22 protein-coding genes and 1 tRNA gene are annotated in these 26,249 nt (G+C 70.4%); 13 read left to right on the forward strand and 10 right to left on the reverse strand.

Going from position 1 to position 26,249, the window contains the following annotated elements; all coding sequences use genetic code 11:
- Positions 1-53: 53 nt before the first annotated feature.
- Together ASG48_RS05080 and ASG48_RS18510 are read left to right on the forward strand one after the other, a co-directional pair.
- Complete coding sequence (locus ASG48_RS05080; RefSeq protein ID WP_055846248.1) at positions 54-1,385, forward strand: SAF domain-containing protein; 1,332 nt, start codon at positions 54-56, stop codon at positions 1,383-1,385.
- Positions 1,382-2,098, forward strand: coding sequence for an endonuclease/exonuclease/phosphatase family protein (locus tag ASG48_RS18510; RefSeq protein ID WP_280138010.1), 717 nt, complete (start codon positions 1,382-1,384; stop codon positions 2,096-2,098). Before ASG48_RS05080 ends, ASG48_RS18510 begins: the two co-directional genes overlap by 4 nt.
- Positions 2,099-2,108: 10 nt before the next feature.
- Here ASG48_RS18510 and ASG48_RS05090 read toward each other — a convergent pair whose 3' ends face one another.
- Complete coding sequence (locus tag ASG48_RS05090; protein ID WP_055846253.1) at positions 2,109-2,579, reverse strand: MarR family winged helix-turn-helix transcriptional regulator; 471 nt, start codon at positions 2,577-2,579, stop codon at positions 2,109-2,111.
- Between the two features lie 2 nt (positions 2,580-2,581).
- Entirely contained in the window at positions 2,582-3,298 is a 717-nt protein-coding gene (locus ASG48_RS05095; protein ID WP_244486763.1) for a class I SAM-dependent methyltransferase, read from the reverse strand.
- A gap of 258 nt (positions 3,299-3,556) precedes the next feature.
- Between ASG48_RS05095 and ASG48_RS05100 the strand changes: the two genes are divergently transcribed.
- The 3 genes from ASG48_RS05100 to eat all read left to right on the forward strand — a co-directional run bounded on the left by ASG48_RS05100 (position 3,557) and on the right by eat (position 7,219).
- Entirely contained in the window at positions 3,557-4,957 is a 1,401-nt protein-coding gene (locus ASG48_RS05100) for an ethanolamine ammonia-lyase subunit EutB (RefSeq protein ID WP_055846259.1), read from the forward strand.
- Positions 4,954-5,775 (forward strand): ethanolamine ammonia-lyase subunit EutC, encoded by an 822-nt coding sequence (gene eutC / locus ASG48_RS05105; protein WP_055846261.1) that lies wholly within the window; start codon positions 4,954-4,956, stop codon positions 5,773-5,775. Before ASG48_RS05100 ends, eutC begins: the two co-directional genes overlap by 4 nt.
- 70 nt (positions 5,776-5,845) lie before the next feature.
- Positions 5,846-7,219: an ethanolamine permease gene (gene eat, locus ASG48_RS05110; protein WP_055846265.1), complete on the forward strand. Its 1,374-nt coding sequence runs from the start codon at positions 5,846-5,848 to the stop codon at positions 7,217-7,219.
- Positions 7,220-7,247: 28 nt separating this feature from the next.
- On the opposite strand, the gene ASG48_RS05115 is transcribed toward eat, so the two are convergent.
- Positions 7,248-8,645, reverse strand: a complete 1,398-nt coding sequence (locus tag ASG48_RS05115; RefSeq protein ID WP_055846267.1) for a short-chain fatty acyl-CoA regulator family protein — start codon at positions 8,643-8,645, stop codon at positions 7,248-7,250.
- Positions 8,646-8,751: 106 nt separating this feature from the next.
- On the opposite strand from ASG48_RS05115, the gene ASG48_RS05120 reads away from it, so the two are divergent.
- The 6 genes from ASG48_RS05120 to ASG48_RS05145 all read left to right on the forward strand — a co-directional run bounded on the left by ASG48_RS05120 (position 8,752) and on the right by ASG48_RS05145 (position 18,952).
- Positions 8,752-10,278: an acyl-CoA carboxylase subunit beta gene (locus ASG48_RS05120; RefSeq protein ID WP_055846269.1), complete on the forward strand. Its 1,527-nt coding sequence runs from the start codon at positions 8,752-8,754 to the stop codon at positions 10,276-10,278.
- A gap of 10 nt (positions 10,279-10,288) precedes the next feature.
- Entirely contained in the window at positions 10,289-10,720 is a 432-nt protein-coding gene (gene mce, locus ASG48_RS05125; protein WP_055846272.1) for a methylmalonyl-CoA epimerase, read from the forward strand.
- Positions 10,707-12,878, forward strand: a complete 2,172-nt coding sequence (gene scpA, locus ASG48_RS05130) for a methylmalonyl-CoA mutase (protein WP_055846274.1) — start codon at positions 10,707-10,709, stop codon at positions 12,876-12,878. Before mce ends, scpA begins: the two co-directional genes overlap by 14 nt.
- An 11-nt stretch (positions 12,879-12,889) precedes the next feature.
- Positions 12,890-14,887 carry an acetyl/propionyl/methylcrotonyl-CoA carboxylase subunit alpha gene (locus tag ASG48_RS05135; RefSeq protein WP_055846277.1) on the forward strand — a complete coding sequence of 666 codons (1,998 nt, stop codon included), beginning with the start codon at positions 12,890-12,892 and terminating at the stop codon, positions 14,885-14,887.
- Positions 14,888-15,008: 121 nt separating this feature from the next.
- On the forward strand, positions 15,009-17,255 hold the full coding sequence (locus ASG48_RS05140; protein ID WP_082529260.1) for a glycoside hydrolase family 3 N-terminal domain-containing protein: 2,247 nt from the start codon (positions 15,009-15,011) through the stop codon (positions 17,253-17,255).
- A gap of 56 nt (positions 17,256-17,311) precedes the next feature.
- On the forward strand, positions 17,312-18,952 hold the full coding sequence (locus ASG48_RS05145; RefSeq protein WP_055846279.1) for an NAD(P)/FAD-dependent oxidoreductase: 1,641 nt from the start codon (positions 17,312-17,314) through the stop codon (positions 18,950-18,952).
- A gap of 182 nt (positions 18,953-19,134) precedes the next feature.
- On the opposite strand, the gene ASG48_RS05150 is transcribed toward ASG48_RS05145, so the two are convergent.
- Together ASG48_RS05150 and ASG48_RS05155 are read right to left on the reverse strand one after the other, a co-directional pair.
- A tRNA-Val gene (locus ASG48_RS05150) sits at positions 19,135-19,209 on the reverse strand.
- A gap of 343 nt (positions 19,210-19,552) precedes the next feature.
- On the reverse strand, positions 19,553-19,918 hold the full coding sequence (locus ASG48_RS05155) for a response regulator (RefSeq protein WP_055846281.1): 366 nt from the start codon (positions 19,916-19,918) through the stop codon (positions 19,553-19,555).
- 158 nt (positions 19,919-20,076) lie between these two features.
- Between ASG48_RS05155 and ASG48_RS05160 the strand changes: the two genes are divergently transcribed.
- Entirely contained in the window at positions 20,077-20,985 is a 909-nt protein-coding gene (locus tag ASG48_RS05160) for an N-formylglutamate amidohydrolase (RefSeq protein WP_055846284.1), read from the forward strand.
- A gap of 259 nt (positions 20,986-21,244) precedes the next feature.
- On the opposite strand, the gene ASG48_RS05165 is transcribed toward ASG48_RS05160, so the two are convergent.
- Complete coding sequence (locus ASG48_RS05165) at positions 21,245-22,216, reverse strand: alpha/beta hydrolase (RefSeq protein WP_055846288.1); 972 nt, start codon at positions 22,214-22,216, stop codon at positions 21,245-21,247.
- Between the two features lie 320 nt (positions 22,217-22,536).
- A complete protein-coding gene (locus ASG48_RS05170; protein ID WP_156381459.1) occupies positions 22,537-22,905 on the reverse strand; it encodes a hypothetical protein in 369 nt (122 codons plus the stop codon).
- Positions 22,906-23,384: 479 nt separating this feature from the next.
- Between ASG48_RS05170 and ASG48_RS05175 the strand changes: the two genes are divergently transcribed.
- A complete protein-coding gene (locus ASG48_RS05175) occupies positions 23,385-23,858 on the forward strand; it encodes an Hsp20 family protein (RefSeq protein WP_055846293.1) in 474 nt (157 codons plus the stop codon).
- Between the two features lie 123 nt (positions 23,859-23,981).
- Here the strand turns inward: ASG48_RS05175 and ASG48_RS05180 are convergent, their stop codons facing one another.
- The 3 genes from ASG48_RS05180 to ASG48_RS05190 form a co-directional block, all read right to left on the reverse strand.
- Complete coding sequence (locus ASG48_RS05180) at positions 23,982-24,233, reverse strand: Rmf/CrpP family protein (RefSeq protein ID WP_055846295.1); 252 nt, start codon at positions 24,231-24,233, stop codon at positions 23,982-23,984.
- A gap of 100 nt (positions 24,234-24,333) precedes the next feature.
- Positions 24,334-25,383 carry a low specificity L-threonine aldolase gene (locus ASG48_RS05185; protein WP_055846297.1) on the reverse strand — a complete coding sequence of 350 codons (1,050 nt, stop codon included), beginning with the start codon at positions 25,381-25,383 and terminating at the stop codon, positions 24,334-24,336.
- Positions 25,384-25,450: 67 nt separating this feature from the next.
- The gene (locus ASG48_RS05190) at positions 25,451-26,143 is read right to left on the reverse strand and encodes a class I SAM-dependent methyltransferase (RefSeq protein WP_055846299.1); all 693 of its coding nucleotides are present in this window, start codon (positions 26,141-26,143) and stop codon (positions 25,451-25,453) included.
- Positions 26,144-26,249 lie beyond the last annotated feature (106 nt).

Genomic DNA, 26,249 nt, shown 5'->3' on the forward strand with positions numbered 1-26,249 from the left:
GCGCCGGCTCGACGCCGGCGCCTCGGCCGAGTCTCCAGCGGGACGACGTGTCGATGATCGAGCGCATCGGTTTTGCGACCGAACTGGCCGCCCATGCCGAACGGCACGGGCCGGTGACGATCGGCCTTGCCGGAGCCGGGCAGATGGGCACCGACATCGTCGTGCAGGCGGCGCTGATGCAGGGCCTGCGCGTCGGCGCCATTGCGGCCGGCAGCCCCCGGCGCCCGATGGAGGCGGTGGCCATGGCCGGCCATTCGCACGACCACGGCGTGCTCGCCTCCAGCCCCCAGGCGGTCGACGCGGCCATCGAGGCCGGGCGCATCGCGGTGACCGACGACCTGGCAGTCCTGTGCGCGGCGGGACGCATCGACGTGATCGTGGACGCCACGGGCAGCCCGGAGGCGGGGGCCTTCCTCGCCATGGAGGCGATCCGCAACGGCAAGCATATCGTGATGCTGAACGTGGAGGCCGACATCACGATCGGCCGCCTTCTCGCCCGCAAGGCGCGCGAGGCGGGCGTCGTCTATACCGGCTCGGCCGGCGACGAGCCGGCCGCGACGCTGGAACTCGTCGCCTTCGCGCAGTCGCTCGGCATGGAGGTGATCTCGGCCGGCAAGGGCAAGAACAATCCGCTGCGCCACGACGCCGTGCCCGCCGAATACGAGGCGGAGGCGGCGGCGCGCAACATGAACGCGCGCATGCTGGTGGAGTTCGTCGACGGCTCCAAGACCATGGTGGAGATGACGGCCATCGCCAACTGCACGGGGCTGACGCCGGACGTGCCGGGCATGCACGGGCCGGAGGCGACGCTCGACAATCTCGCGCAGGTCCTGTGCGCGGCCGAGGACGGCGGCATCCTGTCGCGCGCGGGCTGCGTCGACTTCACCATCGGCAAGGGCGTGGCGCCCGGCGTCTTCTGCATCGTCAAGCCGCGCCATCCGCGCGCCATCGAGCGCATGGCCGATCTGAAGGTCGGTCCCGGCCCCTGCTTCGCGCTGGTGCGCCCCTTCCACCTGACGAGCCTCGAGACGCCGCTCTCGGCGGCCCGCGCCGTGCTGCACCGGCGGCCGGACATGGTGCCGCTCGACCGGCCCGTCGCCGAATGTGGCGCGGTGGCCAAGCGCGACCTGAAGCGCGGCGAGCGGCTCGGGCGCATCGGCGAGGCGGAGTATCGGGGCTTTGCGATGACGGCGCCGGACGCGGTCTCGCGCCAGGCGCTGCCGATCGGCCTCGTGGAACGGGCGAAGGTCCTGCGCCCCATCGCCAAGGGCGAACTCCTCACGCGCGCCAACTGCGCGCCCGACGAGAACCTCCTCGTCACGCGCCTGCGCGACGAACTCGACCGGGCCGATCGCGGGCTCGGCGCCGAAGCGGTGCCGGCCTGACCGCGCCCCTTCGGGACGGGCGCGAGGGCCCAGGCCTTCGGCTCGTCAGCTTCAACTGTCACGGATCGATCGGCGCCGACCGGCGCTGCGATCCCGGCCGCATCCTTTCGGTGATCGAGCGCCTGTCGCCGGACATCCTGGCGCTGCAGGAGGTGGACGGGCGCAGTCATCTCGGCCGGCGCGCCGGCGCCTTCGAGTTCTTCCTCGACGCTCTCGGCGGCCATGTCGCGCAGGCGCGCACCGTGCCGCGGCCGGGCCGCGACCACGGGCATCTCCTCTGGTCGCGCTTTCCGCTGGAGGAGGTCGTCGTGCACGTCCTTCCCGGGCCGGGCCTCGAGCGGCGCGCGGCGATCGAGGCGGTGGTCGCGGGCCCGCACGGACCCTTGCGCGTCATCGCCGTGCATCTCGGGCTGATTCCACGCGCCCGCGCCAACCAGTCGGCCTTTCTCGCCGCGCGCATGGCGGAGAGCGCCGAGCCCGTGGCGGTGACGGGCGACTTCAACGACTGGCGCCTGTCCGGCTCGGTGCATCGGCGTCTCGCGCCGCTGTCGGGGGAGAGCCTGACGCCGCCGAGCTTTCCGGCCCGCCGTCCGATCCTGCGCTTCGACCGCCTCTATCTTCGCGGCGCCGTGCGGCTCGTGCGCGGCCATGTCGACGCAGAGGCGCGCGCCTCCGACCATCGCCCGCTCGTGGCGGATCTCGACCTGTCCTGACGCGGGGTCGTCAGAAGATCTCGCGCGGATTGGTCGCCCGGATCGCGCGCCGCAGACCCTGCGCCAGGACGGTGCGCTCCGCCTCGCCGAGCTCGCCGAGCGCGTGGGCGAGGGATTTCAGCGGATCGCGGCGCAGGGCCTGGCGGCCGGCATCGGTGAGCGCCAGTCCCTCGGCGCGGCCCCGGCCGACCGTGCCGGCCTTGGCGAGAAAGCCCTTCTCGATCAGCGTGCGCACGCTGCGCGCCACGGCGCCGGCGGCAAGGCCCTGGTGGCGGGCGACGTCGATGGCGGTGTTGCGGCCGGGCGGCGCCGAGGCGACGTAGCGCAGCGCCGCCCATTGCGCGGGAAAGAGCTGGAAGGCGTGGCCCTGCGAATGGAGGCGGCGCGACAGCTGCTCGGCCAGCGCCGCCAGATCCGCCCCGTCGGGAACGCGCTCGCCGCCCTCCGGCAGATCCGCGGAAGCCGCCGCTTTCGGCTCCACCCTTAAGGCCGGCGCAGCCAGTAGATGCGCAAGGGCTGCACGAGAACGTGCGCGCCGCCCTCCTGCACGGCGTTGCGCTCGAACAGCGCCGCCACCTCCGCGCGCTTCTCCCGCGCGAGGGCCGCCCGCGCCGGGTCGACGGCGACGACGCGGTCGAGAAAGGCGTCGAGATCGGCGAAACGCTCGCGCCGCTCGTAGACGACATTGCCGCGCAGCGTGAAGAGCGAGGCGCGCAGCGCGTCGGCGACCGCCACGGCCGCCGCGTGGCGCACCTCGGTCTCGTCGTCGATGGGGCGGACGGTCTCGAATTGCGGGCCCTCGGCCAGCGGCTCGACGACGAAGACCGTGCCGCCCGACACCGTGACGCGAGCCGCCTCCCTCAGCGCCGCCTCCATCGCCGCCACCGGCACGTGGTGCAGCGAATTGACGAAGATCGCCGCGTCGAAGCTCTCGTCGGCGTAAGGCAGCTTCTCGGCGACCGCGGCGTCGAAGGTCAGGTCCGGCGCCGTCTCGCGGGCGGCGCGGATTGCCGCCTCGCCCGGCTCGACGCCGCGCGTGGCAAAGCCCCGGTCGGCGAGCGAGCGCGAAAGCGCGCCGCGCCCGCAGCCGATGTCGAGGACGCTGGTCGCCCCTTCCATGTGCAGGGCCTCGGCCAGGACCGTGGCGGTATCGCCGGCGGCGAAGGCCCGCGACAGGGCGTCCGGGGGCGTCATGTGCATCGTCGTTCCTCCCTCGCGAAGCGGACCCATGCTCGATGCCGCCCGTTCCGGGCCGACCATAGCGGAAGCGCGGGGCCCGCGTCAGCGCCCGATCGCACGAAGACCGGTATGGCGGTCGCGGAGACCTCGGCCTGCCTTCGAATTGAGCTATGCGGACGGGCGATAGAAAAATATGCGGACGGCGCGCGTTTACGACTTCGCAAGGCTTCGCCCCGGGTGCACACTGCCGGCCGCAAGCCACAGGAGACTGCAGCCCGGATGGGTGCCTACCATTTCGATCTCGGTGGCGAACGCCACGTCTTCGCCGACCTCAGGGCGCTTCTCGCCGCCGCCTCGCCGAAGCGCTCGGGCGACGAGTTGGCGGGTCTTTCGGCGACGAGCGACGCGCAGCGCATCGCCGCGCGCTACTGCCTGGCCGACCTGCCGCTGAAGACCTTCCTCGAGGACCTGACCGTGCCCTACGAGGCCGACGAGGTGACGCGGCTCATCGTCGACACGCACGATGCCGCGGCCTTCGCCGCCGTCTCGCATCTCACCGTCGGCGGCTTTCGCGACTGGCTGCTTTCGGCCGAGGCGGACGGGCCGGCGCTGTCGCGTCTGGCGCCGGGCCTCACGCCCGAGATGGTCGCGGCCGTCTCCAAGCTGATGCGCAACCAGGACCTCATCGCCGTCGCCCGCAAGGTGCGCGTCGTCACCGCCTTCCGCACGACGCTCGGCCTGCCCGGCCGGCTGGCGACGCGCCTGCAGCCCAACCACCCGACGGACGACCGGCGCGGCATCGCGGTCTCGACGCTGGACGGGCTCCTCTACGGCGTCGGCGACGCGGTGATCGGCATCAACCCGGCGACCGACAACGTGCCGAACGCCATCGCGCTGATGGAGATGCTGGACGCCCTGCGCCTGCAATACGAGATGCCGGTGCAGACCTGCGTGCTCACCCACGTGACCAACGCCATCGAGATCATGAATCGCGGCGCGCCGGTGGACCTCGTGTTCCAGTCGATCGCGGGCTCGCAAGGGGCCAACCGTTCCTTCGGCGTCGATCTGGCGATCCTCCGGGAGGCGCACGAGGCCGGGCGGTCGCTGAAGCGCGGCACGGTCGGCGACAACGTCATGTATTTCGAGACCGGACAGGGCTCGGCGCTCTCGGCGGACGCCCATCACGGCGTCGACCAGCAGACGATGGAGGCGCGGGCCTATGCCGTGGCGCGGGCCTTCCGGCCGCTCCTCGTCAACACCGTCGTCGGCTTCATCGGCCCGGAATATCTCTACGACGGCAAGGAGATCGTGCGGGCCGGGCTGGAGGACCATTTCTGCGGCAAGCTTCTCGGCCTGCCGATGGGCTGCGACGTCTGCTACACCAACCATGCCGAGGCGGACCAGGACGACATGGACGGGCTGATGACCCTCCTGACGGTGGCCGGCTGCACCTTCCTCATCGCGGTGCCGGGCTCGGACGACATCATGCTGAACTACCAGAGCCTGTCGTTCCACGACGTGCTCTTCCTGCGCTCCACGCTCGGAGTGCGGGCCGCGCCCGAGTTCGAGGCCTGGCTGGAGCGCATGGAGATGCTGCGCCCGGACGGCGGCATCGCCGAGTTCGAGCCGCGCGACCCGCGCCTGTCCCACCTCCTCCAGCGCATCCCGGCGGTCGCATGACGGGCGGGGGCGACGATTCTCGCGCGGATCGGGAAGCGGCGGCGGCGCCCGGCGCGCTCGCGCCCGGCGATCCCTGGCGGGCCCTTCGCGCGGCGACGAGCGCTCGGGTGGGTCTTGGCCGGCGCGGCGATGCGGCGCCCATCGGGGCGGTGCTCGATTTCCAGCTGGCCCATGCCAAGGCGCGCGACGCGGTGCATCTGCCGCTCGATCTCGACGCGCTGCAGGCCGATCTCTCCCCCGTGGAGGCGCTGCGGCTGGAGAGCGAGGCCCCGGACCGGACGACCTATCTGCGCCGCCCCGATCTCGGCCGCCGGCTCGCCGAGGGCTCGCGCGCGGCGCTGGCGCAGGCGGGGCAGGGCTTCGACATCGCCTTCGTCATCGCCGACGGTCTCTCGGCGACGGCCGTGCAGCGCCACGCGGCGCCGCTCCTCAAGGCCGCGCTGGCCCGGCTGCAGGGCTTCTCCGTCGCGCCCCTCGTCATCGGCAGCCAGGCCCGCGTCGCCTTCGGCGACGATGTCGGCGAGGCGCTCGGCGCCCGGCTCGCGGTGGTGCTGATCGGGGAGCGGCCGGGTCTCAGCGTCGCCGAGAGTCTCGGCGTCTATCTCACCTTCGACCCGCGCCGCGGCCGGCGCGACCACGAGCGCAACTGCATCTCCAACGTCCACGGTCTCGGCGGCCTGTCCTACGCGCAGGCGGCCGACAAGCTCGCCTGGCTCGCGCGCCAGGCGCTGGCGCGCGGGCTGACGGGCGTCGGGCTGAAGGACGACGCGCCGCAGGCCGAGCTCGGGCCGACGCAGGAGACGCCGCGCCTCGAATGAACCGCAGCGGTCCCGCGCGGGGAGGGCGCGGCCGGTGCAGACCTTTGATCGACCGCAAGAGGGGACCGCCGTGCAGGACGAACATCACACGACACTCGCCAGGAATCTCAACGCCTTCCATCTCTGGGGCATCGCCGTCGGCCTCGTCATCTCCGGCGAGTATTTCGGCTGGAGCTACGGCTGGGCCGCCGCCGGCACGCTCGGCTTCCTCGTCACCACCACCGTCATCGCGGCGATGTACGTGGCCTTCATCTTCTCCTTCACGGAACTGACGACCGCCATCCCGCAGGCGGGCGGGCCCTTCGCCTATTCCTACCGCGCCTTCGGGCCCGTGGGCGGGGCGGTGGCGGGTTTCGCCACGCTCATCGAGTTCGTCTTCGCGCCGCCCGCCATCGCGCTCGCCATCGGCGCCTATCTCAACGTCCAGTTCCCGACGCTCGACCCCAAGCTCGCGGCCCTGTGCGTCTACATCCTGTTCATGGGGCTCAACATCGCCGGCGTGAAGATCGCCGCGACCTTCGAGCTCTTCGTCACGATCCTGGCGGTCGGCGAACTCCTCGTCTTCATGGGCGTCGTCGCGCCCGCCTTCTCCTGGGCGAACTTCGCGGCCAACGGCTGGGCCGGCGCGCCCGATTTCTCCATCGCCTCGATCGGCGGCATCTTCGCCGCCATTCCCTTCGCCATCTGGTTCTTCCTCGCCATCGAGGGCGTCGCCATGGCGGCGGAAGAGGCCAAGGACCCCAAGCGCACCATTCCCGTCGCCTACGTCACGGGCATCCTGACCCTGACGGCGCTCGCCTTCGGCGTCATGATCTTCGCCGGCGGCTCGGGCGACTGGACCCTTCTCTCCAACCTCAACGACCCGCTGCCGCAGGCGATGAAGAGCGTCGTCGGCGAGAGCAGCGGCTGGCTGCACATGCTGGTCTGGCTCGGCCTCTTCGGCCTCGTCGCCTCCTTCCACGGCATCATCATGGGCTACGGGCGCCAGATCTTCGCGCTGTCGCGGGCGGGCTACCTGCCGGCGGTCTTCTCGCGCCTGCATCCGCGCTTCCGCACGCCGCATGTCGCCACGATCGTCGGCGGCCTCGTCGGCATCGCGGCGATCTATTCCGACAGTCTCGTCACGATCGGCGGCCTGTCGCTCACGGCGAGCATCGTCACGATGGCCGTGTTCGGGGCGCTCGTCATGTATCTCATGAGCATGGCGAGCCTCTTCAAGCTGCGCCGCAGCGAGCCCGAACTCCATCGCAGCTACCGCGCGCCGCTCTACCCCTACGCGCCGGGCTTCGCCCTCGCCATGGCGGTCGTGGCGCTGGTGGCGATGACCTACTACAATTTCGCGATCTTCTGCGCCTTCGCCCTCATCATGGCGCTGTGCGTGGGCATGAGCCTCGCGCTGCGGCGCGATCCGGACGCCGGGCTGCTGGCGGCCGAGCGCATCTGAGCGTCGCCCGCATGTCGCCCGCGCCGCGTCAGATGAAGCGGTAGGGCACGGCGCCGCGGCGGTCCGGGTCGAGCGCGATCCGGCTCGCCGCCGGCGGGAAGGCCCGCTGGTCGCAGTCCTCGCGCGGGCAGATGCGGCAGGAGACGCCGATCGGCGTCGCCATGCCGCTCGTCTGCACGCCGTCGGCATAGACGAAGCTGCCGGCATGGCTCGCCTCGCAGCCGAGCGCCACGGCGTAGCGGCGCGGCATGCGCGAGAAGCTCGGCGAGGGCTTCACGAGGCCCTTGGCCATGGAGATGTAGCGGGTGCCGTCCGGCGTCTCGGCGAGCTGCACGAGGATGCGGTCGGGAATGGCGACGGCCTCGTGCACGATCCACAGGGGGCAGGCGCCGCCGAAGCGGGCGAACTGCAGCGGCGTCGCCGAATGGCGCTTGGTGATGTTGCCGGCCATGTCCACCCGGCAGAAGAACAGGGGAATGCCCGGCAGGCCCGGCCGCTGCAGCGTCGAGAGGCGGTGGCAGGTCTGCTCGAAGCTCGTGCCGAACAGGCCGCGCAGCCGGTCGACATCGTGGCGCATGGCAAGCGCCTCGGCGCGGAACCGCGCATAGGGCATCAGCAGCGCGCCGGCGGCGTAGTTGGTGAGGCCGGTGGCGAGAAGCTCGTGGGCCGCCGCTTCCGGCAGCCCGCGCGCGATCTCGGCCGTCCGGCGCGCGAAGGCGAGCCGGGCGAACTGGTAGGCGATCTGGAAGCGCCTCGTCTCGGCGGTCTGCAGCGGATCGAGCCGCAGCATCTTCTCGGCCGGGTCGTAGAGGCGGATCGCCCCGGCCTCGCCGCCCCGGTGCACGACGGTGACGCCGTAGCGGTCGCGCAGCAGCCGTTCCAGCCCTTGCGCGATGGCGCCCTCCTCGAAGGGCGCGACGATCTCCTCGGCGGCCCGGTCGAGCGGGTCGATGTAGTTGCGCTCGTCGTGGAACCAGTCGCGCACGCGCTCCCAGGGAAGCTGCGCGGCGCTGCCGCTGCGCTGGTCCAGCCGGTCGTCGAGGACGCGCAGCTGGTCCTGGCTGCGGCGGAAGGCGGCGTGGAGGGCGACGAGGCGGCGCGCCAGAAGCGGCTGGCGCTCCACCGTGCGGCGCACGATCTCGGGCGGCACGGCGCCTTCCACGCTCGGGTCGCCGCCCGCCTCCAGCGCGTCGACGGTGAGGGCCGCCTCGAGGCTCTCGTCGACCGCGGTCCAGTCGGCGGGGAAGGCGCGGGCGAGCGCGGCGAGCACGATCGGCGTCAGAGGCCTGTCGCCGCCCTCGATCTGCGACAGATAGCTCACCGAAATGCCGAGCGCGCGGGCCATGTCGCCCTGGCTGAGGAGCCGCGCCTTGCGAAGCGAACGGATACGGTCTCCGGCGAAGAGGCGCTTGTGGCGGTCGGTCATGCGCGCAGTGTATTCCGCGGAACCGCCATCCACAACTTCGCAAGATTACACTTGCGGGCGCGCACGGGTGTGGGACAAGTCGTCCAGCGCATGAGAGGGAGGCCTGATGTCGTCGACGATCCGGGAAGTTGAGCGCCGCCGTGCGGCGGCCCGCGCCGGGGGCGGGGAGCGGCGCGTGGCCGCCCAGCACGCCAAGGGCAAGCTCACCGCACGCGAGCGGCTCGACGTGCTTCTCGACGAGGGCTCCTTCGAGGAGCTCGACATGTATGTCGAGCACAATTGCGTCGATTTCGGCATGGAGGCGCAGATCGTGCCGGGCGACGGCGTGGTGACGGGCTCGGGCACGATCAACGGCCGGCTCGTCTTCGTCTTCAGCCAGGATTTCACCGTCTTCGGCGGCTCGCTGTCCGAGCGCCACGCGGCCAAGATCTGCAAGATCATGGACATGGCGCTGAAGGTCGGCGCGCCGGTGATCGGGCTGAACGATTCGGGCGGCGCGCGCATCCAGGAGGGCGTCGCCTCGCTCGGCGGCTATGCCGAGGTCTTCCAGCGCAACGTGCTCGCCTCGGGCGTCGTGCCGCAGCTCAGCCTCGTCATGGGCCCCTGCGCGGGCGGGGCCGTCTATTCGCCGGCGATGACGGACTTCATCTTCATGGTGAAGGACTCCAGCTACATGTTCGTCACCGGGCCGGACGTCGTGAAGACCGTGACGAACGAGGTCGTCACCCAGGAGGAGCTCGGCGGTGCGGTGACGCACACGACGAAATCCTCCGTCGCCGACCTCGCGTTCGAGAACGACATCGAGACGCTGCTGGCCGCGCGAGACTTCTTCGACTTCCTGCCCGCCTCCAACCGGACCGGCGTGCCGGTGCGCGAGGCGGACGATCCGTTCGACCGCGAGGAGCCGAGCCTCGACACGCTGATCCCGCCCTCCGCCAACCAGCCCTACGACATGCACGAACTGGTGCGGAAGGTCGTGGACGAGGGCGACTTCTTCGAGCTGCAGCCCGCCCATGCCGGCAATATCATCATCGGCTTCGGGCGCATCGAGGGGCGCACGGTCGGCATCGTCGCCAACCAGCCCATGGTGCTCGCCGGCTGCCTCGACATCAATTCCTCGAAGAAGGCGGCGCGCTTCGTGCGCTTCTGCGACGCGTTCGAGATCCCGCTCGTGACCTTCGTCGACGTGCCGGGCTTCCTGCCGGGCGTCGGCCAGGAACATGCCGGCATCATCAAGCACGGGGCCAAGCTTCTCTTCGCCTATGGCGAGGCGACCGTGCCGAAGATCACCGTCATCACCCGCAAGGCCTATGGCGGGGCCTACGACGTGATGGCCTCCAAGCACCTGCGCGGCGACCTGAACTACGCCTGGCCGACGGCCGAGATCGCGGTGATGGGCGCCAAGGGCGCCACCGAGATCATCTATCGCGGCCGCAGTCCCGAAGAGATCGCCGAGCGCACGGCCGAATACGAGGCGCGCTTCGCCAACCCTTTCGTGGCCGCCTCCAAGGGCTTCATCGACGAGGTGATCCTGCCGCATTCGACGCGCCGGCGCATCGCGCTGGCCTTGCGCAAGCTGCGCGGCAAGAGGCTCGAGAACCCCTGGAAGAAGCACGACAACATCCCGCTGTGAGGCCGCCGCCGTGACACGCCTTCCGACCCTCGGACGCCTGAACCATGCGGGCGTCGCCACGCCCTCGATCGCCCGCTCGCTCGAGACCTACGCGCGGCTCTTCGGGGCAAAGGCCTGCGGCGAGCCCTTCGACCTGCCGGCGCAAGGGGTGAAGGTCTGCTTCGTCGACGCGCCGAACACGCAGATCGAGCTGATCGAGCCGCTGGACGGGACCTCGCCCATCGCCGCCTTCCTCGCACGCAACCCGGCCGGCGGCCAGCATCACCTGTGTTTCGAGGTGGAGGATCTCGAGGCCGCCATGGGCGCGCTGACGGCCGAGGGCGCGCGCATCCTCGGGAGCCCGCGGATCGGCGCGCACGGCACGCGCATCGTCTTCGTCCACCCGAAGGATACGGGCGGCGTTCTCGTGGAACTGATGGAGGCTCCCGATGGCGGACACTGAGCGCCCGACGCTGGACGACTGGACGGCGGCCGCCACCGCCGAGGTCAAGGGCCGCGACCTTTCCTGGCACACGCCCGAGGGCATCGTGGTCAAGCCGCTCTATACGGCCGAGGACGCGACGGTGGATCCCGGCCTGCCGGGCTTTGCGCCCTTCACGCGCGGCGTGCGCGCCTCGATGTATGCCGGCCGGCCCTGGACGATCCGCCAATATGCCGGCTTCTCCACCGCCGAGGAGTCCAACGCCTTCTACCGCCGAAACCTGAAGGCGGGGCAGAAGGGCCTCTCTGTCGCCTTCGACCTCGCCACCCACCGCGGCTACGATTCGGACCACCCGCGCGTGACGGGCGACGTCGGCAAGGCGGGCGTCGCGATCGATACGGTGGAGGACATGAAGATCCTCTTCGACGCCATCCCGCTCGATCAGATGAGCGTGTCGATGACGATGAACGGCGCGGTGATCCCGATCCTCGCCTTCTTCATCGTGACCGGCGAGGAGCAGGGCGTGCCGCGCGCCAAGCTCGACGGGACCATCCAGAACGACATCCTCAAGGAGTTCATGGTCCGCAACACCTACATCTACCCGCCCGAGCCCTCCATGCGGATCATCTCGGACATTTTCGGCTTCACGAGCCGCCAGATGCCGAAGTTCAACTCCATCTCCATTTCCGGCTACCACATGCAGGAGGCGGGGGCGACGCAGCTCCAGGAACTCGCCTTCACCATCGCCGACGGCATCGAATACGTGAAATACGGCGTCGCCTCGGGCCTCGACATCGACAGGTTCGCCGGGCGCCTCTCCTTCTTCTTCGCCATCGGCATGAACTTCTTCATGGAGATCGCCAAGCTGCGCGCCGCGCGCGTGCTCTGGCACCGGGCGATGACGAGGCTCGGCGCGAAGGACGAGCGCTCCAAGATGCTGCGCACCCATTGCCAGACCTCCGGCGTCTCGCTCACCGAGCAGGACCCCTACAACAACGTCATGCGCACGACGATCGAGGCGATGGCGGCCATGCTCGGCGGCACGCAGTCGCTGCACACCAACGCGCTCGACGAGGCGATCGCGCTGCCGACCGACTTCTCCGCCCGCATCGCCCGCAACACGCAGCTCGTGCTCCAGGAAGAGACGGGCATGACAAGGGTCGTCGACCCGCTCGGCGGCAGCTACTATGTCGAGAGCCTGACGCAGGCGCTGGTCGACGGCGCCTCGGCGCTGATCGAGCGCATCGAGGCGGAGGGCGGCATGGCCAGGGCGGTCGCCGCCGGCTGGCCGAAGGCGATGATCGAGGAGGCCTCCGCCGCCAAGGCCGCCCGCATCGACCGGGGCGAGGACGTCGTCGTCGGCGTCAACAAGTATCGGCTCGAGGTCGAGGACCCGATCGAGATCCTGAACGTCGACAATCACGCCGTGCGCGAGGCGCAGGTGCGGCGCATCGAACACGTGAAGGCGACGCGCGACGCCGCCGCCGTGACCGCCGCGCTCGACGCGCTGCGCGAGGGGGCGAGGGGCGGCGGCAACCTCCTGGAACTCGCCGTCGACTGCGCGCGGGCGCGCGCCACGCTGGGCGAGATCTCCTCGGCGATGGAGGACGTGTTCGGCCGCTTCGGCACGCAGCCGGTTCCCGTGAAGGGCATCTATGGCGGCGCCTATGCCGACGATCCCCGCTGGACGCGCCTCACCGACGCGGTGGGGGCCACGCAGCGCCGTCTCGGCCGGCGCCCGCGCATGCTCGTCGCCAAGATGGGGCAGGACGGGCACGACCGGGGCGCCAATCTCGTCTCCTCCATGTTCGGCGATCTCGGCTTCGAGATCGTGCCGGGTCCGCTCTTCCAGACGCCGAAGGAGGCCGCCGAGCTCGCGGTCTCGCACGATGTCGACATCGTCGGCGCCTCCTCGCTCGCCGCCGGACACCGCACCCTGATCCCCGAACTCATCGGGCATCTCTCGGAGGCCGGTCGCGCCGACATCAAGGTGATCGCCGGCGGCGTCATCCCCGCGCAGGACTACGACGCGCTGCGCAAGGCCGGCGTCCACGCCATCTTCGGCCCCGGCACCAATCTCGTGGAGGCGGCGGCCGACGTCCTGCGCCTCCTCGGCCACAACATGCCGCCGGCCGGCGACGAGGCCGACGCGACCACCAGCGGCGCCGCCGCGCAATGAAGGCTTCTCCCGTGTTCAAGAAGATCCTCGTCGCCAATCGCGGCGAAATCGCCTGCCGCGTCATGCGCACCGCCCGGCGCATGGGGATCGCGACGGTCGCGGTCTATTCCGACGCCGACGCGCGCAGTCCGCATGTCGCGCTCGCCGACGAGGCCGTGCGGCTCGGACCGGCGCCCGCCGCCGAGAGCTACCTGCGCGCCGACCTCATCCTGGAGGCGGCGCGCGCGACGGGAGCGGACTGCATCCATCCCGGCTACGGCTTCCTCTCCGAGCGCGAGAGCTTCGCGCGGGCCTGCGAGGCGGCGGGCATCGCCTTCGTCGGCCCGCCGCCCGCCGCCATCGCCGCCATGGGCGACAAGATCCAGTCCAAGAAGCTGGCTGCCGAGGCCGGCGTCAACGTCGTGCCGGGATTCCTCGGCGAGATCGCGGACACCGACCACGCCGTGCGCATCGCCGGCGAGATCGGCTATCCCGTGATGATGAAGGCCTCCGCCGGGGGCGGCGGCAAGGGCATGCGCCTCGCCTGGTCCGAGAAGGACGTGCGCGAGGGTTTCGAGGCGACGCGGCGCGAGGGGCTTTCGAGCTTCGGCGACGACCGCGTCTTCATCGAGAAGTTCATCGAGAGCCCGCGCCATATCGAGATCCAGGTGCTCGGCGACAAGCACGGCACCATCCTCTATCTCGGCGAGCGCGAATGCTCGATCCAGCGCCGCCACCAGAAGGTGGTCGAGGAGGCGCCGTCGCCCTTCGTCACGCCGCAGATGCGCCGCGCCATGGGCGAGCAGGCCGTCGCGCTGGCGCGGGCCGTCGGCTATTTCTCGGCCGGCACGGTGGAGCTGATCGTCTCGGGCGCCGACACAAGCGGCCAGGGCTTCTACTTCCTGGAGATGAACACGCGCCTGCAGGTGGAGCATCCGGTGACCGAGATGGTGACCGGGCTCGACCTCGTGGAGGCGATGATCCGCGTCGCCGCCGGCGAGCGGCTGGGCCTCGCGCAGGAGGACGTGACGCTTTCCGGCTGGTCCATCGAGACGCGCGTCTATGCCGAGGATCCCTATCGCGGCTTCCTGCCCTCCACCGGGCGCCTCGTGCGCTACGCGCCGCCGCCGGTGGGCGAGGGGGTGCGCGTCGACGACGGCGTGGCCGAGGGCGGCGAGGTCTCGATGTTCTACGATCCGATGATCGCCAAGCTCGTCACCCATGGCGAGACCCGCGAGGCGGCGATCGACCGGCAGATCGAGGCGCTCGACCGGTTCGAGCTGGAGGGCGTCGGCAACAATGTCGACTTCCTCTCCGCCATCATGCAGCACGAGCGCTTCCGCGCCGGCGCGCTGACGACGGGTTTCATCGCCGAGGAATATCCGGACGGCTTTTCCGGCGCGCCGGCCTCGGACGCGCTGAAGCGCCGTCTCGCCATGATCGCCGCCCTCGCCGATCTCGAACGCGCGCGGCGCGCGGCGACGATCGACGGGCAGCTCGGTCCGGCAAGGCCGCTGCCGCGCGCTCGCGTCGTCGAGATCGGGGGCCTGCGGCTTGCCCTCGAGATCTCCGGCACGGGAAGCGAGCGCATGGTCGGCGTGGACGGCGCGCCGCCGGTCCCCGTCTCGATGGACTATCGCCCGGCGCAGCGCGTGAGCGAGGCGCGGATCGGCGGGGAGACGATGGCGCTGCGCATCCGGCGCGTGTCCGGCGGCTATCGCCTCACCGCGCGCGGCGCCGCGCACGAGGCGCGGGTCTACCTGCCGCGCGCCGCCGACCTCGCGCGCCACATGATCGAGAAGGTGCCGCCGGACCTCTCGCGTTTCCTCATCTGCCCCATGCCGGGCCTTCTCACGCGGCTCGAAGTGGCGGAAGGGGACCGGTTCGAGGCCGGCCAGCCGCTCGCCGTCGTGGAGGCGATGAAGATGGAGAACATCCTGCGGGCGCCCAAGGCCGGCACCGTCGGCAAGGTAAACGCCGCCGTCGGCGACAGTCTCGCGGTGGACGCGGTGATCCTCGAGATCGCCTGACGCACGCACCCCACGACAAAAGACGGGCGCTGGCGGCGCACGGGGCCCCGCGCTATCTCGAAGGCCGCGGCCGGGCGCGGGCGATGAGCCACGGGGCCCGGCCGGCAACGCCGGAGCCGCCATGGACCGCCGCCTGCCCCGCCGAAAGATCCTGAAGGCCGCCGCCGCCGCGATCGCCGGCGTCTCGCTCGCGCCGCGGCCGGGGCGCGCGGCGCCGGCGCGGGGCGAGCGGATCGAGGCGCAGATCGCGCGCATGACGCCTGCCGAGAAGGCCGGCCAGCTCTCCTGCTTCTCCGACCAGATCCGCCCGACCGGCATCGCCTTCAATCCCGACCTGCCGGTCGGGGGCGCCGCCGAGCAGCTGGAGCGCATCCGGCGCGGCGAGATCGGCATGCTGTTCAACGGCGTCGGCGTCGCCGGCGCGCGGATGGCGCAGAAGGCCGCCGTCGAAGGCTCGCGGCTCGGCATCCCGCTCGTCTTCGCCGGCGACATCATCCACGGGCTTCGCACCATCTTCCCGCTGCCCGTCGCCGAGGCCTGCGCCTTCGATCCCGATCTCGCCGAGCGCACCGCGCGGGCGGCCGCAGAGGAGGCGACGGCGCTCGGCCTGCACTGGACCTTCGCCCCGATGGTGGACGTGGCGCGCGATCAGCGCTGGGGGCGCGTCGCCGAGGGCTCGGGCGAGGACGTGCATCTGGGATCGCGCCTCGCCGCCGCGCGGGTGCGCGGCTTCCAGGGCGCGGACCTTCGCGATCCAACGAGCCTTGCGGCCTGCGCCAAGCATTTCGCGGGCTACGGCGCGGTCTCCGGCGGCATGGAATACAATTTCACGGAAATTTCGCCGGGCACGCTGCGCGAGGTCCATCTCCCGCCCTTCGAGGCCGGGATCGAAGCCGGGGTCGCCACGATCATGTCGGCCTTCAACGACGTGGAGGGCGTGCCGGCATCCGGAAACGCATGGCTGATGACGCGCCTCCTGCGCGGCGACTGGCGCTTCGAGGGGCTCGTCGTCGGCGACTACGCGGCCGACGAGAACCTGGTCGCCCACGGTTTCGCCGCCGACGGGCGCGACGCGGCGAGGAAGGCCTTCCTCGCCGGCATGGACATGTCCATGCAGTCCGATCTCTTCAATCGATGGCTGCCGGATCTCGTGGAGGCCGGCGAGGTGCCGATGGCGCAGCTCGACGAGGCGGTGCGCCGCGTGCTCGGGCTGAAGGAGGCGCTCGGCCTCTTCGACGACCCCTACCGCTCGCTCGACGCGGCCGCCGAGCGCCTGCGGGTCTCGACGCCCGCCCATCTCGCGCTTGCCCGCGAGGCCGGGACCCGCTCGATCGTGCTCCTGAAGAACGAGGACGATCTCCTGCCGCTCGCCGAGAATCCCGGCCGCCTCGCGCTGATCGGTCCCTTCGCGAACGATCGCGACAACGTCGTCGGCACCTGGGCCTTCATGGCCGATCCCGAGCTCAACGTCTCGATCGCCGAGGGACTGGCGGCGCGCGGCGTCGGGTTCGACGTCGCCCGCGGCTGCGGGATCGAGGCCGCGCTCGACGGCGGCATCGAGGAGGCGGTCGCGCTGGCGCGTCGGAGCGACGTGGTGCTTCTCGCCCTCGGCGAGGCGCAGGATATGTCCGGCGAGGCGCAGGCCCGCACCGAGATCACCCTCCCGCAGCCGCAGCTCGATCTCGCCAGGGCCGTGCTCGCCGCCCATCCGCGCACCGTCGTTCTCCTGCGCCACGGCCGCGCGCTGGCGCTCGGGAGCGGGGTGCGCGAGGCGCCGGCGATCCTCGCCACCTGGTTTCTCGGCTCGCAGAGCGGCCATGCCATCGCCGACATCCTCTTCGGCGCGGTGAACCCTTCGGCGAGGCTCTCCGTCAGCTTCCCTGAGGCGAGCGGCCAGCAGCCCTTCTTCTACGACCGAAAGGCGACGGGCCGGCCGGCGCCGGAGGTCGGCGCGCAGGAATACACGGCGCGCTACCGCGAGACGCGCAACGAGGCGCTGTTCCCCTTCGGCCATGGCCTCGGCTACACGCGCTTCGCGCTGACCGACATCCGCGTGCCCGCGCGCATGGGCGAGCGGATGGAGGTGAGCGCCGTCCTCACCAATACGGGGCCGCGCGACGGCGCCGAGGTCGTGCAGCTCTACGTGCACGACCGTGTGGCGAGCCGCACGCGGCCCATGCGCCAGCTGAAGGGGTTCCGCAGGGTCGAGCTGGCGCCGGAGGAATCGGTCACCGTGCGCTTCACCCTCACGCGCGACGATCTGCGCTTCTGGGGCGAGGACGGCTGGACCGTTGAGCCCGGCACGATCGACGTCTGGCTGGCGACGAGTTCGCGGACCGGCGAGCGGCGCAGCTTCGAGCTGGACTAGGCCGCGGGACGATGCCGGATATGGCATCGCGCGGGCCGAGCGGCTAGAACGCTCCCATGCTGCGTCTTTCAGAATTGCGACTGCCGCTCGGCCATGCGCCCGAAGCGCTCCTTCCCGCGCTCCAGGCCCGCCTGGCGATCGAACCCGGCGATCTTCTCGACCACGCCGTCGTGCGCCGCGCGAGCGACGCGCGCAAGAAGTCGGCGATCATGATGGTCTACACGGTGGACGTCGCGCTGCGCGACGAGGCGGCGGTGCTCGCGCGCTTTGCGGGCGATGCGAATGTGCGGCCGCGCCCGGACACGGACTACCGCTTCGTGGCCCAGGCCGAGCCCGGCGAGAGCCGGCGCCCGGTCGTCATCGGCGCGGGCCCCTGCGGCCTCTTCGCCGGGCTCGTCCTCGCCCAGATGGGCTTTCGCCCGATCATCCTGGACCGCGGCAAGGCGGTGCGCGAGCGCACCAAGGACACGTGGGGCCTTTGGCGGCGCGGGCTTCTGGAGCCCGAGTCCAACGTCCAGTTCGGGGAAGGAGGGGCCGGCACCTTCTCGGACGGCAAGCTCTGGAGCCAGGTGAAGGACCCGCCCCATCTCGGCCGCAAGGTGCTGACCGAATTCGTCAAGGCGGGCGCGCCGGCCGAGATCCTCACCGAGGCCCATCCCCATATCGGCACGTTCCGGCTCGTCACCATGGTGGAGGCGATGCGCCGCACGATCGAGGAGCTCGGCGGCGAATATCGCTGGCAGACGCGCGTCGACGACGTCGAGCTGCAGCTGCGCGCCGACGGTTCGAAGCGCCTCGCCGCGCTCCATCTGAGCACGGGCGAGCGCCTGCCCGCCGGCCATGTGGTGATGGCGGTCGGCCATAGCGCGCGCGACACGTTCGCCATGCTCCACGAGCGCGGCGTGCATGTGGAGGCCAAGCCCTTTTCCATCGGGGTGCGCATCGAGCATCCGCAGTCCTGGATCGACGAGGCGCGCTTCGGCGCCTGCGCGCGCCACCCGGATCTGGGCGCCGCCGCCTACACCCTGTCGCATCATTGCCGCGACGCGCGCACGGTCTACAGTTTCTGCATGTGCCCCGGCGGGCGCGTGGTCGCCGCCGCGTCCGAGCCCGGGCGGCTCGTCACCAACGGCATGAGCCAATATTCGCGCGCCGAGTTCAACGCCAATTCCGGCCTCGTCGTCGGCATCGATCCCGAACGCGACTATCCCGGCCATCCGCTCGCGGGAATCGCGCTGCAGCGCGACCTCGAGGCCCGCGCCTTCGCGGCCGGCGGCGGCGACTACAGCGCGCCGGCGCAGACGGTCGGCGATCTCATGGCGGGGCGCCCCTCGCAGGCGCTCGGCTCCGTGACGCCCTCCTACAAGCCGGGCGTGCGCCCCACCGATCTCGCCGAATGCCTTCCCGCCTTCGTCATCGAGGCCTTCCGCGAGGCGCTGCCGGTCTTCGGCCGCCAGATCCGCAACTACGACCATCCCGACGCGGTGATGACCGGCGTGGAAACGCGCACCTCCTCGCCCGTACGCATCCGCCGCGGCAAGGATTTCCAGAGCGTCAATGTCGCGGGCCTGTTCCCGGCCGGCGAAGGCGCGGGCTATGCCGGCGGCATCCTCTCGGCCGCCATCGACGGCATCAAGGTCGCCGAGGCCGTGGCGCAGGCGATGGAAGCGGACCGACCGGCGCGGCTGGCGTCGTAGGCCGTCGTCGCGGGCCAAGTCTGTCCCGACACGCGAGGCCGCGACGAAATCGTAGCGGCGGCGTCGTGCGACGCATGACGCACACAGGCCGCGCGCAGACGCTCGACGGTCGATGAACCTGACGGCGGGTCCGTCGGATGAACCCGTCTGGTCGCCAGGTGATTGGAAGAAGGAGAACCGGATGGTGGGCGTGACAGGGATTGAACCTGTGACCCCTACGATGTCAACGTAGTGCTCTCCCGCTGAGCTACACGCCCATCCGGTGAGCGCGGATAAACCACAGGGGGGAAGCGCTCGTCAATAGGGTTCGGCGCGTTGCCCCGCGCCGGCCGCGAACGGGCCGAAACCGGCGTTTCCGAGCGGATTTTGGCGGGGTTGGAGGACGTTTGGGGACGAGACCGGCGCGACGGCGGCGCGAATCGCGGGCCGGCCTGCGCGGCCGCCAGGATGAAACGGGGGATCGGGCCGGTGGTGAGTCCGCAGCGCGTCCGGAGACGCCTTCGCATTCGGAAAGTCCCGGAGCGGCGGAACCTGGAAACGAAAAATGCCGGGCGCAAGCACCCGGCATCTCTGTTTCGATAAGGGAAGGCCGAAGGGCCGTCAGGCGGCGTCGGCGAGCATCTTGCCGACTTCGTCGACGAGATCGCGCAGGTGGAAGGGCTTGGACAGGATCTTGGCGTCCTTGGGCGCCTTCGATTCCGGGTTCAGCGCCACGGCCGCGAAGCCGGTGATGAACATGACCTTGAGGTCCGGATCGAGCTCGGTCGCGCGGCGGGCGAGCTCGATGCCGTCCATCTCGGGCATCACGATATCGGTGAGGAGGAGCGAGAAGGGCTCTTCGCGCAGACGGTCGTAGGCGCTTCCGCCATTGTCGTAGGCGGCCACTTCGTAGCCCGCCTTCTCGAGCGCCTTGGCCAGGAAGCGCCGCATGTCGTTGTCGTCTTCGGCCAGCAGAATCTTTGACATTCTTGTTATCCGAGGTCCGCCCGGGCAACGATCCCGGCCGCAGTTTCATTTCAGTCCTGATAGCATAGCAGAGTGAAGAAACATTCTCTAAAAGGGAATGGCGGCGAGCCGGCCTTGGCAAAAAATCGGCTCGACCGACGGGGGAGAGAGAACACGCATTGGCTCAAGCGCCGAGCTTCACCACATCCGTCGCCACCGTTCCGGCCTTCGAGGTGACGGAGCCGGCCGAACAGACGATCCCCTTCGTCTTCTGCTCGCCCCATTCGGGCCGCGACTATCCCGACGCCTTCCTGAAGGCCACCCGCCTGACCGGCGAGGCGATCCGGCGCTCCGAGGATCTCTTCGTCGACCGCATCTTCGATTTCGTGCCGGCCTGCGGCGCCCCGCTGATCGCCGCGCGCTTTCCCCGCGCCTTTCTCGACGTGAACCGCGAGCCCTACGAACTCGATCCGCGCATGTTCGCGCAAGGGTTGCCGGCCTATGCGAACGCGGCCTCCGTGCGCGTCGCCGGCGGGCTCGGCACGATCCCGCGCATCGTCGCGGAGAACGAGGAGATCTATCGCGGGCCGCTCGATCTCGACGAAGGGCTCGCGCGCATCGAGACGATCTACAAGCCGTTCCACGAGACGCTGGACGGGCTTCTGGAGCGCACGCGCGAGCGTTTCGGCATCGCGATCCTCGTGGACTGCCATTCCATGCCCTCCAGCGTGCGCACGCTGCCGGGCGGGCGGCGCCCCGACATCGTGCTCGGGGACCGCTACGGCACCAGCGCCTCGGGCCGTCTCGTGGCGATGGCGAGCGCGCGCCTTGCGGGCCTCGGCTACGACGTGACGCGCAACAAGCCCTATGCCGGCGGCTTCATCACCGAGCGCTACGGCCGGCCGTCCATCGGCTTCCATGCGCTGCAGATCGAGATCAACCGGGCGCTCTATGCCGACGAGCGGCGGTTCACGCCCCATCACGGCCTGTCGGCGCTGCGCGACGATATGGAAAGCTTCGTGCGCCGGTTCGCCGAGGAGGTGAGCGCGGAATATCTCGCCCCGCCGGCGGCCGCTGCCGCCGAATAGAACCCGACCTTTCCTGCGGACGACATCCGCCGCCCGCCGAAGCCACATGCGCGGGCAAAAAAAACCGCACTGCGTTGCCACAGCGCGGTGTCAAGTCTAGGGAGGAAACGCCCGTAAGGGCAGCGGCAAATCAATGCCGCAGTGCAAAAGTATGTTGCGATGCGGGACGAGTCAAGTCTCTTTCGTCATACGTTTGCAGGCCGCCGGACGGGGGCGGCGGAGAGAGCTTTCCCGCTCCGGGGCGGCGGAGCCCGAAGCCTCAGGCCGCCGCTGCGACTCCGGTGCAGAATCGGTCGAACGCTTCCAGAAACGGCTCGCGATAGCGATCCGCCTCCTGCAGCAGCTCGTGCCGGGCGGCCGGCAGCGTCAGGCTGCGGGCCGAGCGCATGCGCCAGGCGAGGCGCTCGGCGGCCGCGTTGGAGACGATCTCGTCGCCCCCCGCCAGCACCATGAGGGTGGGCACGCGGAAGGCGGCGACGACGTCGGACTCCTCCAGCCGGCGCATCGCGCCGGTGACGGCGGCGAGCCAGGCGACGCTCGGGGCGCCGAGGAAGAGCTGCGGGGCGGCCTGCGTCAGCGCCATATTGCGCTCGAAGCGTCGCGCGTCGTGGGTGAGCGGGTTGTCGCGCGCCGTCATGCGGCGCGAGGCCGGCGCTTCGCGGCGTACGGGCAGGGCGCCGAGACCGAACAGCCGCCCGAGCGTCGCGCCCACATGCATCGGCGCCGGCCCGATCACCGCGGCGGGCAGGGCGACGAGCGGGGCCGCCAGAACCATGCGCTCCACGATATTGGCAAGGCGCGGCGCGGCGGTGAGCGCCACGAGCGCGCCCATCGAATGGGCCATCACCACATAGGGGCCCCGGCAGTCCGGCAGAAGCACGCTCTGCACGATGCTCTCGAGGTCGTTGAGATAGTTGGTGAAGGAGGAGACGTGGCCGCGACGGGCCGAGCGGGTCAGGCGCGAGGAGCCGCCCTGGCCGCGCCAGTCGAAGGTCAGGACGCCCCAGCCCATGCGGTTGAGGTCGGCGATCGTCTCGAAATACTTCTCGATCGCCTCGTTGCGCCCCTGCAGGAGGAGGACCGTGCCGCGGCTGTGGTCGAGCGTGCTCGCCGAGAAGGCATGGCGCAGGGTCACCTGGTCGAGAAGGCGCAGCTTGCCGCCGAAGAGCCCGTGCGGGGCGGGGTTGGCCTGCGTCTCGTAGAAGCGGGTGCGTTCTGCCTGGTCGTCCATTGGGTACCGCTCGGGAGAAACGGGCGCCGGGTGCGCCGGCCGCGCAGCGCGCCGCCCGTCGCAGGAATGCACCCCGGGAGTGGGGCATGGCAAGGCGCAGCGGCGCGCGGAACCATCGAAAAAGGCAAAGGCCGGGAGCTTCTTTCGAGGCTCCCGGCCCCTGACGACCGCTGCGGAAGGGACGGAACGCGGCGGCCGTTCTCTGTCTCCCGGCGCTCGGCCGGGAACGGATCCGCACAGTGCGGGACCCGGAATTCGTCATGCGGGAGCGATCCCGCCCGGAGCGCTTCGGCTCCGAAGATCGGCGCGGCGACGCGCGATCAGAGATTGGCGAGCCCCGTGGCGCGCCGTGCGAGCGTCGGCGGCCGGCGATGGACCTCGCCGCTTCCGAGCCAGCCGATCCGCTCGCTGGCAACCATCTGGCCGCTCGTGGCGTCCAGCGTCAGCCGCATCACCGCACCCGTGGGACGCACGGCCTGCAGCACGATCAGCCGGCCCTGCCGTTCGACGCGCTCGACGTCGCGAAAGCCCTGGCGGCGCATCTGCCGCAGAAGGAACCGCTCGTCCGAGGGCTCCGCCGCGACCATCCGCTCCTCGGCCGGCGGATTGGCGGGCGAGGCGGATGCCGCGCCGAGATTCGCCAGGAACAGCCCTGCCACCGCAATCGTCAGTCTGGCAGCGCTTTCCATTCCGGTCACCTCGCCGGGAGCGCTCTTCGCTCCGTTTGTGGAGGATAGGGTTAAGTGCCGATGCATGAACGATGGCGGAAGCCTTCATTCATCTGCCGTTCACCTTCGGAGCCCGCAACCGTCCGGCCATGCTTGCTGACGGCACGCGGGGTTCTTCTTCGAGGGGGAGCCCTGTAGAGGCACGCGCGCGATGGGGCCATGGCCGGGTCCCGGGCGTCGGGGAGAGACGGCCGCGGCGACGGCCGGCTGAAAAAAATTTGGGGCCACGTGAAAATTCGGCCCTGCCGCCCGCACAAACCTTTGTTCGGGAAACGAGTCTCGAAATCCGCCGATCGATCCGAAAAACTCTTGAAGGGCGTTTCGCCGCTTCCTACCTCTGTCCTGCGGTCGCCGAACGGGGCCGCTGACCGGCAAGCATCGCCCCTGCGGGATGCGGAGGCCGGCCATTCGCTAACAGTTGCTTCTATTGGAGAACGACCATGCGTCAGTACGATTTCGCTCCCCTCTATCGCTCCACCGTCGGCTTCGACCGTCTCTTCTCCATGCTGGACACGCTGTCCCAGCCGGACAACGGCCAGGCCTATCCGCCCTACAATATCGAGCGCACCGGCGAGAACGCCTACCGCATCACCATGGCGGTGGCCGGGTTCAGCGAGACGGAACTCTCGATCGAGTCGCGTGAGAACACGCTGACCGTGAAGGGCGAGAAGCCGGAGGACAGTGCCGAGGGTAAGACGTCCGAACTCCTCTATCGCGGCATTGCCGGGCGCGCCTTCGAGCGCCGCTTCCAGCTGGCCGAGCATGTGGAGGTGAAGGGCGCGAGCCTGAAGAACGGCCTTCTGCACGTCGATCTCGTGCGCATCGTCCCCGAGGCGATGAAGCCGCGCAAGATCGCGATCGCCGCCGCCGGCGAGAACCAGAACAGCCGCCAGATCGAGGCGAACGCCGCCTGACGACGGCCGGCTCGCCCTTTCGGATCTATGGAGCGGCGCCCTCGGGCGCCGCTTTTCGTTCGTCCGTCGCCATTTCGAAGGCCTGCGGTCCGCAGGGGACCGCATCATCGAGGCGATCGACGATCAGCGCGATGGGCCGGAGACGTCGGCCGCGACGGCGCCCGGGCCGATCGGGGTCTTCGCGGCCATCGCCTTGTCGGCCACCGGGCTGTGGCCCCCCTTCGTCTCGGCCCCGTGGGGCGCGGCGTTGCGGGCCTGCGTCCAGCCGGACATCCAGTCCTGGCGCAGGCTGGAGCCGACCGGGTAGTCGCAGGCCGACATGGGGTGATTGTTCTGGAACGCGAGCTTGCCTTGCGCGAATGCATCCGTTGGCATGGTGAACCTCCCTGTTCGGTGGTCCGGGAGAAATCCGTCAGCCCACCCCAGGGTTCCCGCGCACGGACTCGGCCGGATGGGACGGGCCGCGCGGAGCGACTCAGCGCAGCGCGCGGCAGAAGCGCTCGACGTCGGCATCTGCCGTCGACCAGCTCGTGACGAGGCGCACGAGCCGCTCCTGCGGCGCGACCGTGTCGGGCAGGCCGCGCGGCATGTTCCAGTCGTAGAAGACGGCGCCCGCCGCCTCCAGATCGGCGGCCAGATCGCGGTCGAGGATGGCGAAGACCTCGTTGGTCACCGTCGGCCAGGCCTCGCGGGCCCGGTCGCTGTGGCGCAGGCCGGCGCGCAGGGCATCGGCCATGGCGTTGGACCGGGCGGCGAGGCGCAGCCACAGGTCGTCCTCCAGATAGGCCATGAACTGCGCGGCCACGAAGCGCGTCTTGGAGAAGAGCTGCGCGCCGCGCTTGCGGATATAGGGAAACTGGCTCGCCTTGGCGGGATCGAAGAAGACGACGGCCTCGGCGCACCAGCAGCCGTTCTTGGTGGCGCCGAAGGAGAGGATGTCGACGCCGCGCTTCCAGGTCATCTCGGCGGGCGTCATGGCGCCGGCGACGAGCGCGTTGGCGAAGCGGGCGCCGTCCATGTGCAGCGTGAGGCCAGCGCCATGGGCGATGCCGGCGATCTCGTCGATCTGAGCGGCGCCGTACATGGTGCCGGCCTCGCCGGGCTGGCTGATCGTGACGGCCATCGGCTGGCCGGCATGGACGAAGCCGGGGCGGAAGCGCGTCAGCTCGCGGCGCAGGTTCGCCGGGTCGATCAGGCCGTTCGCCCCGTCCACCGGCGCCATGCGCGCCCCATGGGTGAAGAATTCGGGCGCGCCGCACTCGTCCTCGACGACATGCGCCTCGCGATGGCACAGGACGACGCCGCCCGGCCGGTTCACGGCGGCGAAGGCGAGCGAATTGGCGGCCGTGCCGGTGCCGACGAAGAACACGGCGCATTCGCGCTCGAAGATCTCGTCGAAGCGGCGCTCGACGGCCTTGTCCAGCGTGCTGGCGCCATAGGCCGCCGCCATGCCCTCGCCATGGGCGGCGAGAGCGGCGTTGATCGCCGGGTGGGCACCCGACCAATTGTCCGAAGCAAAGATCATCGCGGACGATTATCGCGCCGCCGGCAAGCGGGCAAGCGGCGCGCATGCCCGCGTCCCGGCCCCGTTCTCAGCCGCGGATCGCCATGATCGACTTGTTGAGGCCGGCGACCTTCTCCATCGCGATCTCCGCCTCCGGGAAGAAGCGCGCCATCATGGCCGCGTCGAGGAGACGGATGTCGCGCACGTTGGCATAGGCCTCCTCGACGCTGCGGGCGCGGGGAAAGAAGCCGAGGTTGAAGCGCTTCATCAGCGCCGCGCGAACGCCGAGCGGGAGATACTGGAAGCCGAGGACGCGGAAATGCGGCTCGAGCGGGAACCAGTAGTTCGGCGTCTGGACGAAGTAGCGGTCCGACAGGCGCCGCACCGTGTCGGCGAAGGCCCGCATCTGCGTCTCGTCGCCGACATGCTCGATGACGGAATTGGAATGGACGAGGTCGAACCTGCGCCCGGCGAAGAGCTGCGGGTCGCAGGCATTGCCGAGGAGGCTGCGGAACATGGCGCCGCGCGGGGCCGGCGCCTCCTCGTTGTTGACGAGCGTGATCGTCAGCCGGTCGCGCACCGGGGCGAGAAAGGGCGCGGCGATGCTCCAATAGGCTTCCGTCCCGCCGAGATCGAGGATCTCCACATGGTCCTTCCGCGCCAGCGCCGCCTCGATCAGCGGTCGGATGCGCTCGAAGCGGCGTGCACGGAACCGGAACTCGAGGCTTTGCGGGTCGGCGAGCGGGTCGCGCTTCTGCCATCCGTCGATCGCGATGCTCATTCTATACCCTTAACGAATGATTACTTGATGGCAAACTGTGTCGGCCGGGCAGTATTGTCAAACGACGTCGGAATTATTATTGCTCGGTATTTTAATGACTTTTTCG

Origin of the sequence: Aurantimonas sp. Leaf443 (assembly GCF_001425575.1) — a bacterium.
In the GTDB taxonomy this organism is placed as follows: domain Bacteria; phylum Pseudomonadota; class Alphaproteobacteria; order Rhizobiales; family Rhizobiaceae; genus Leaf443.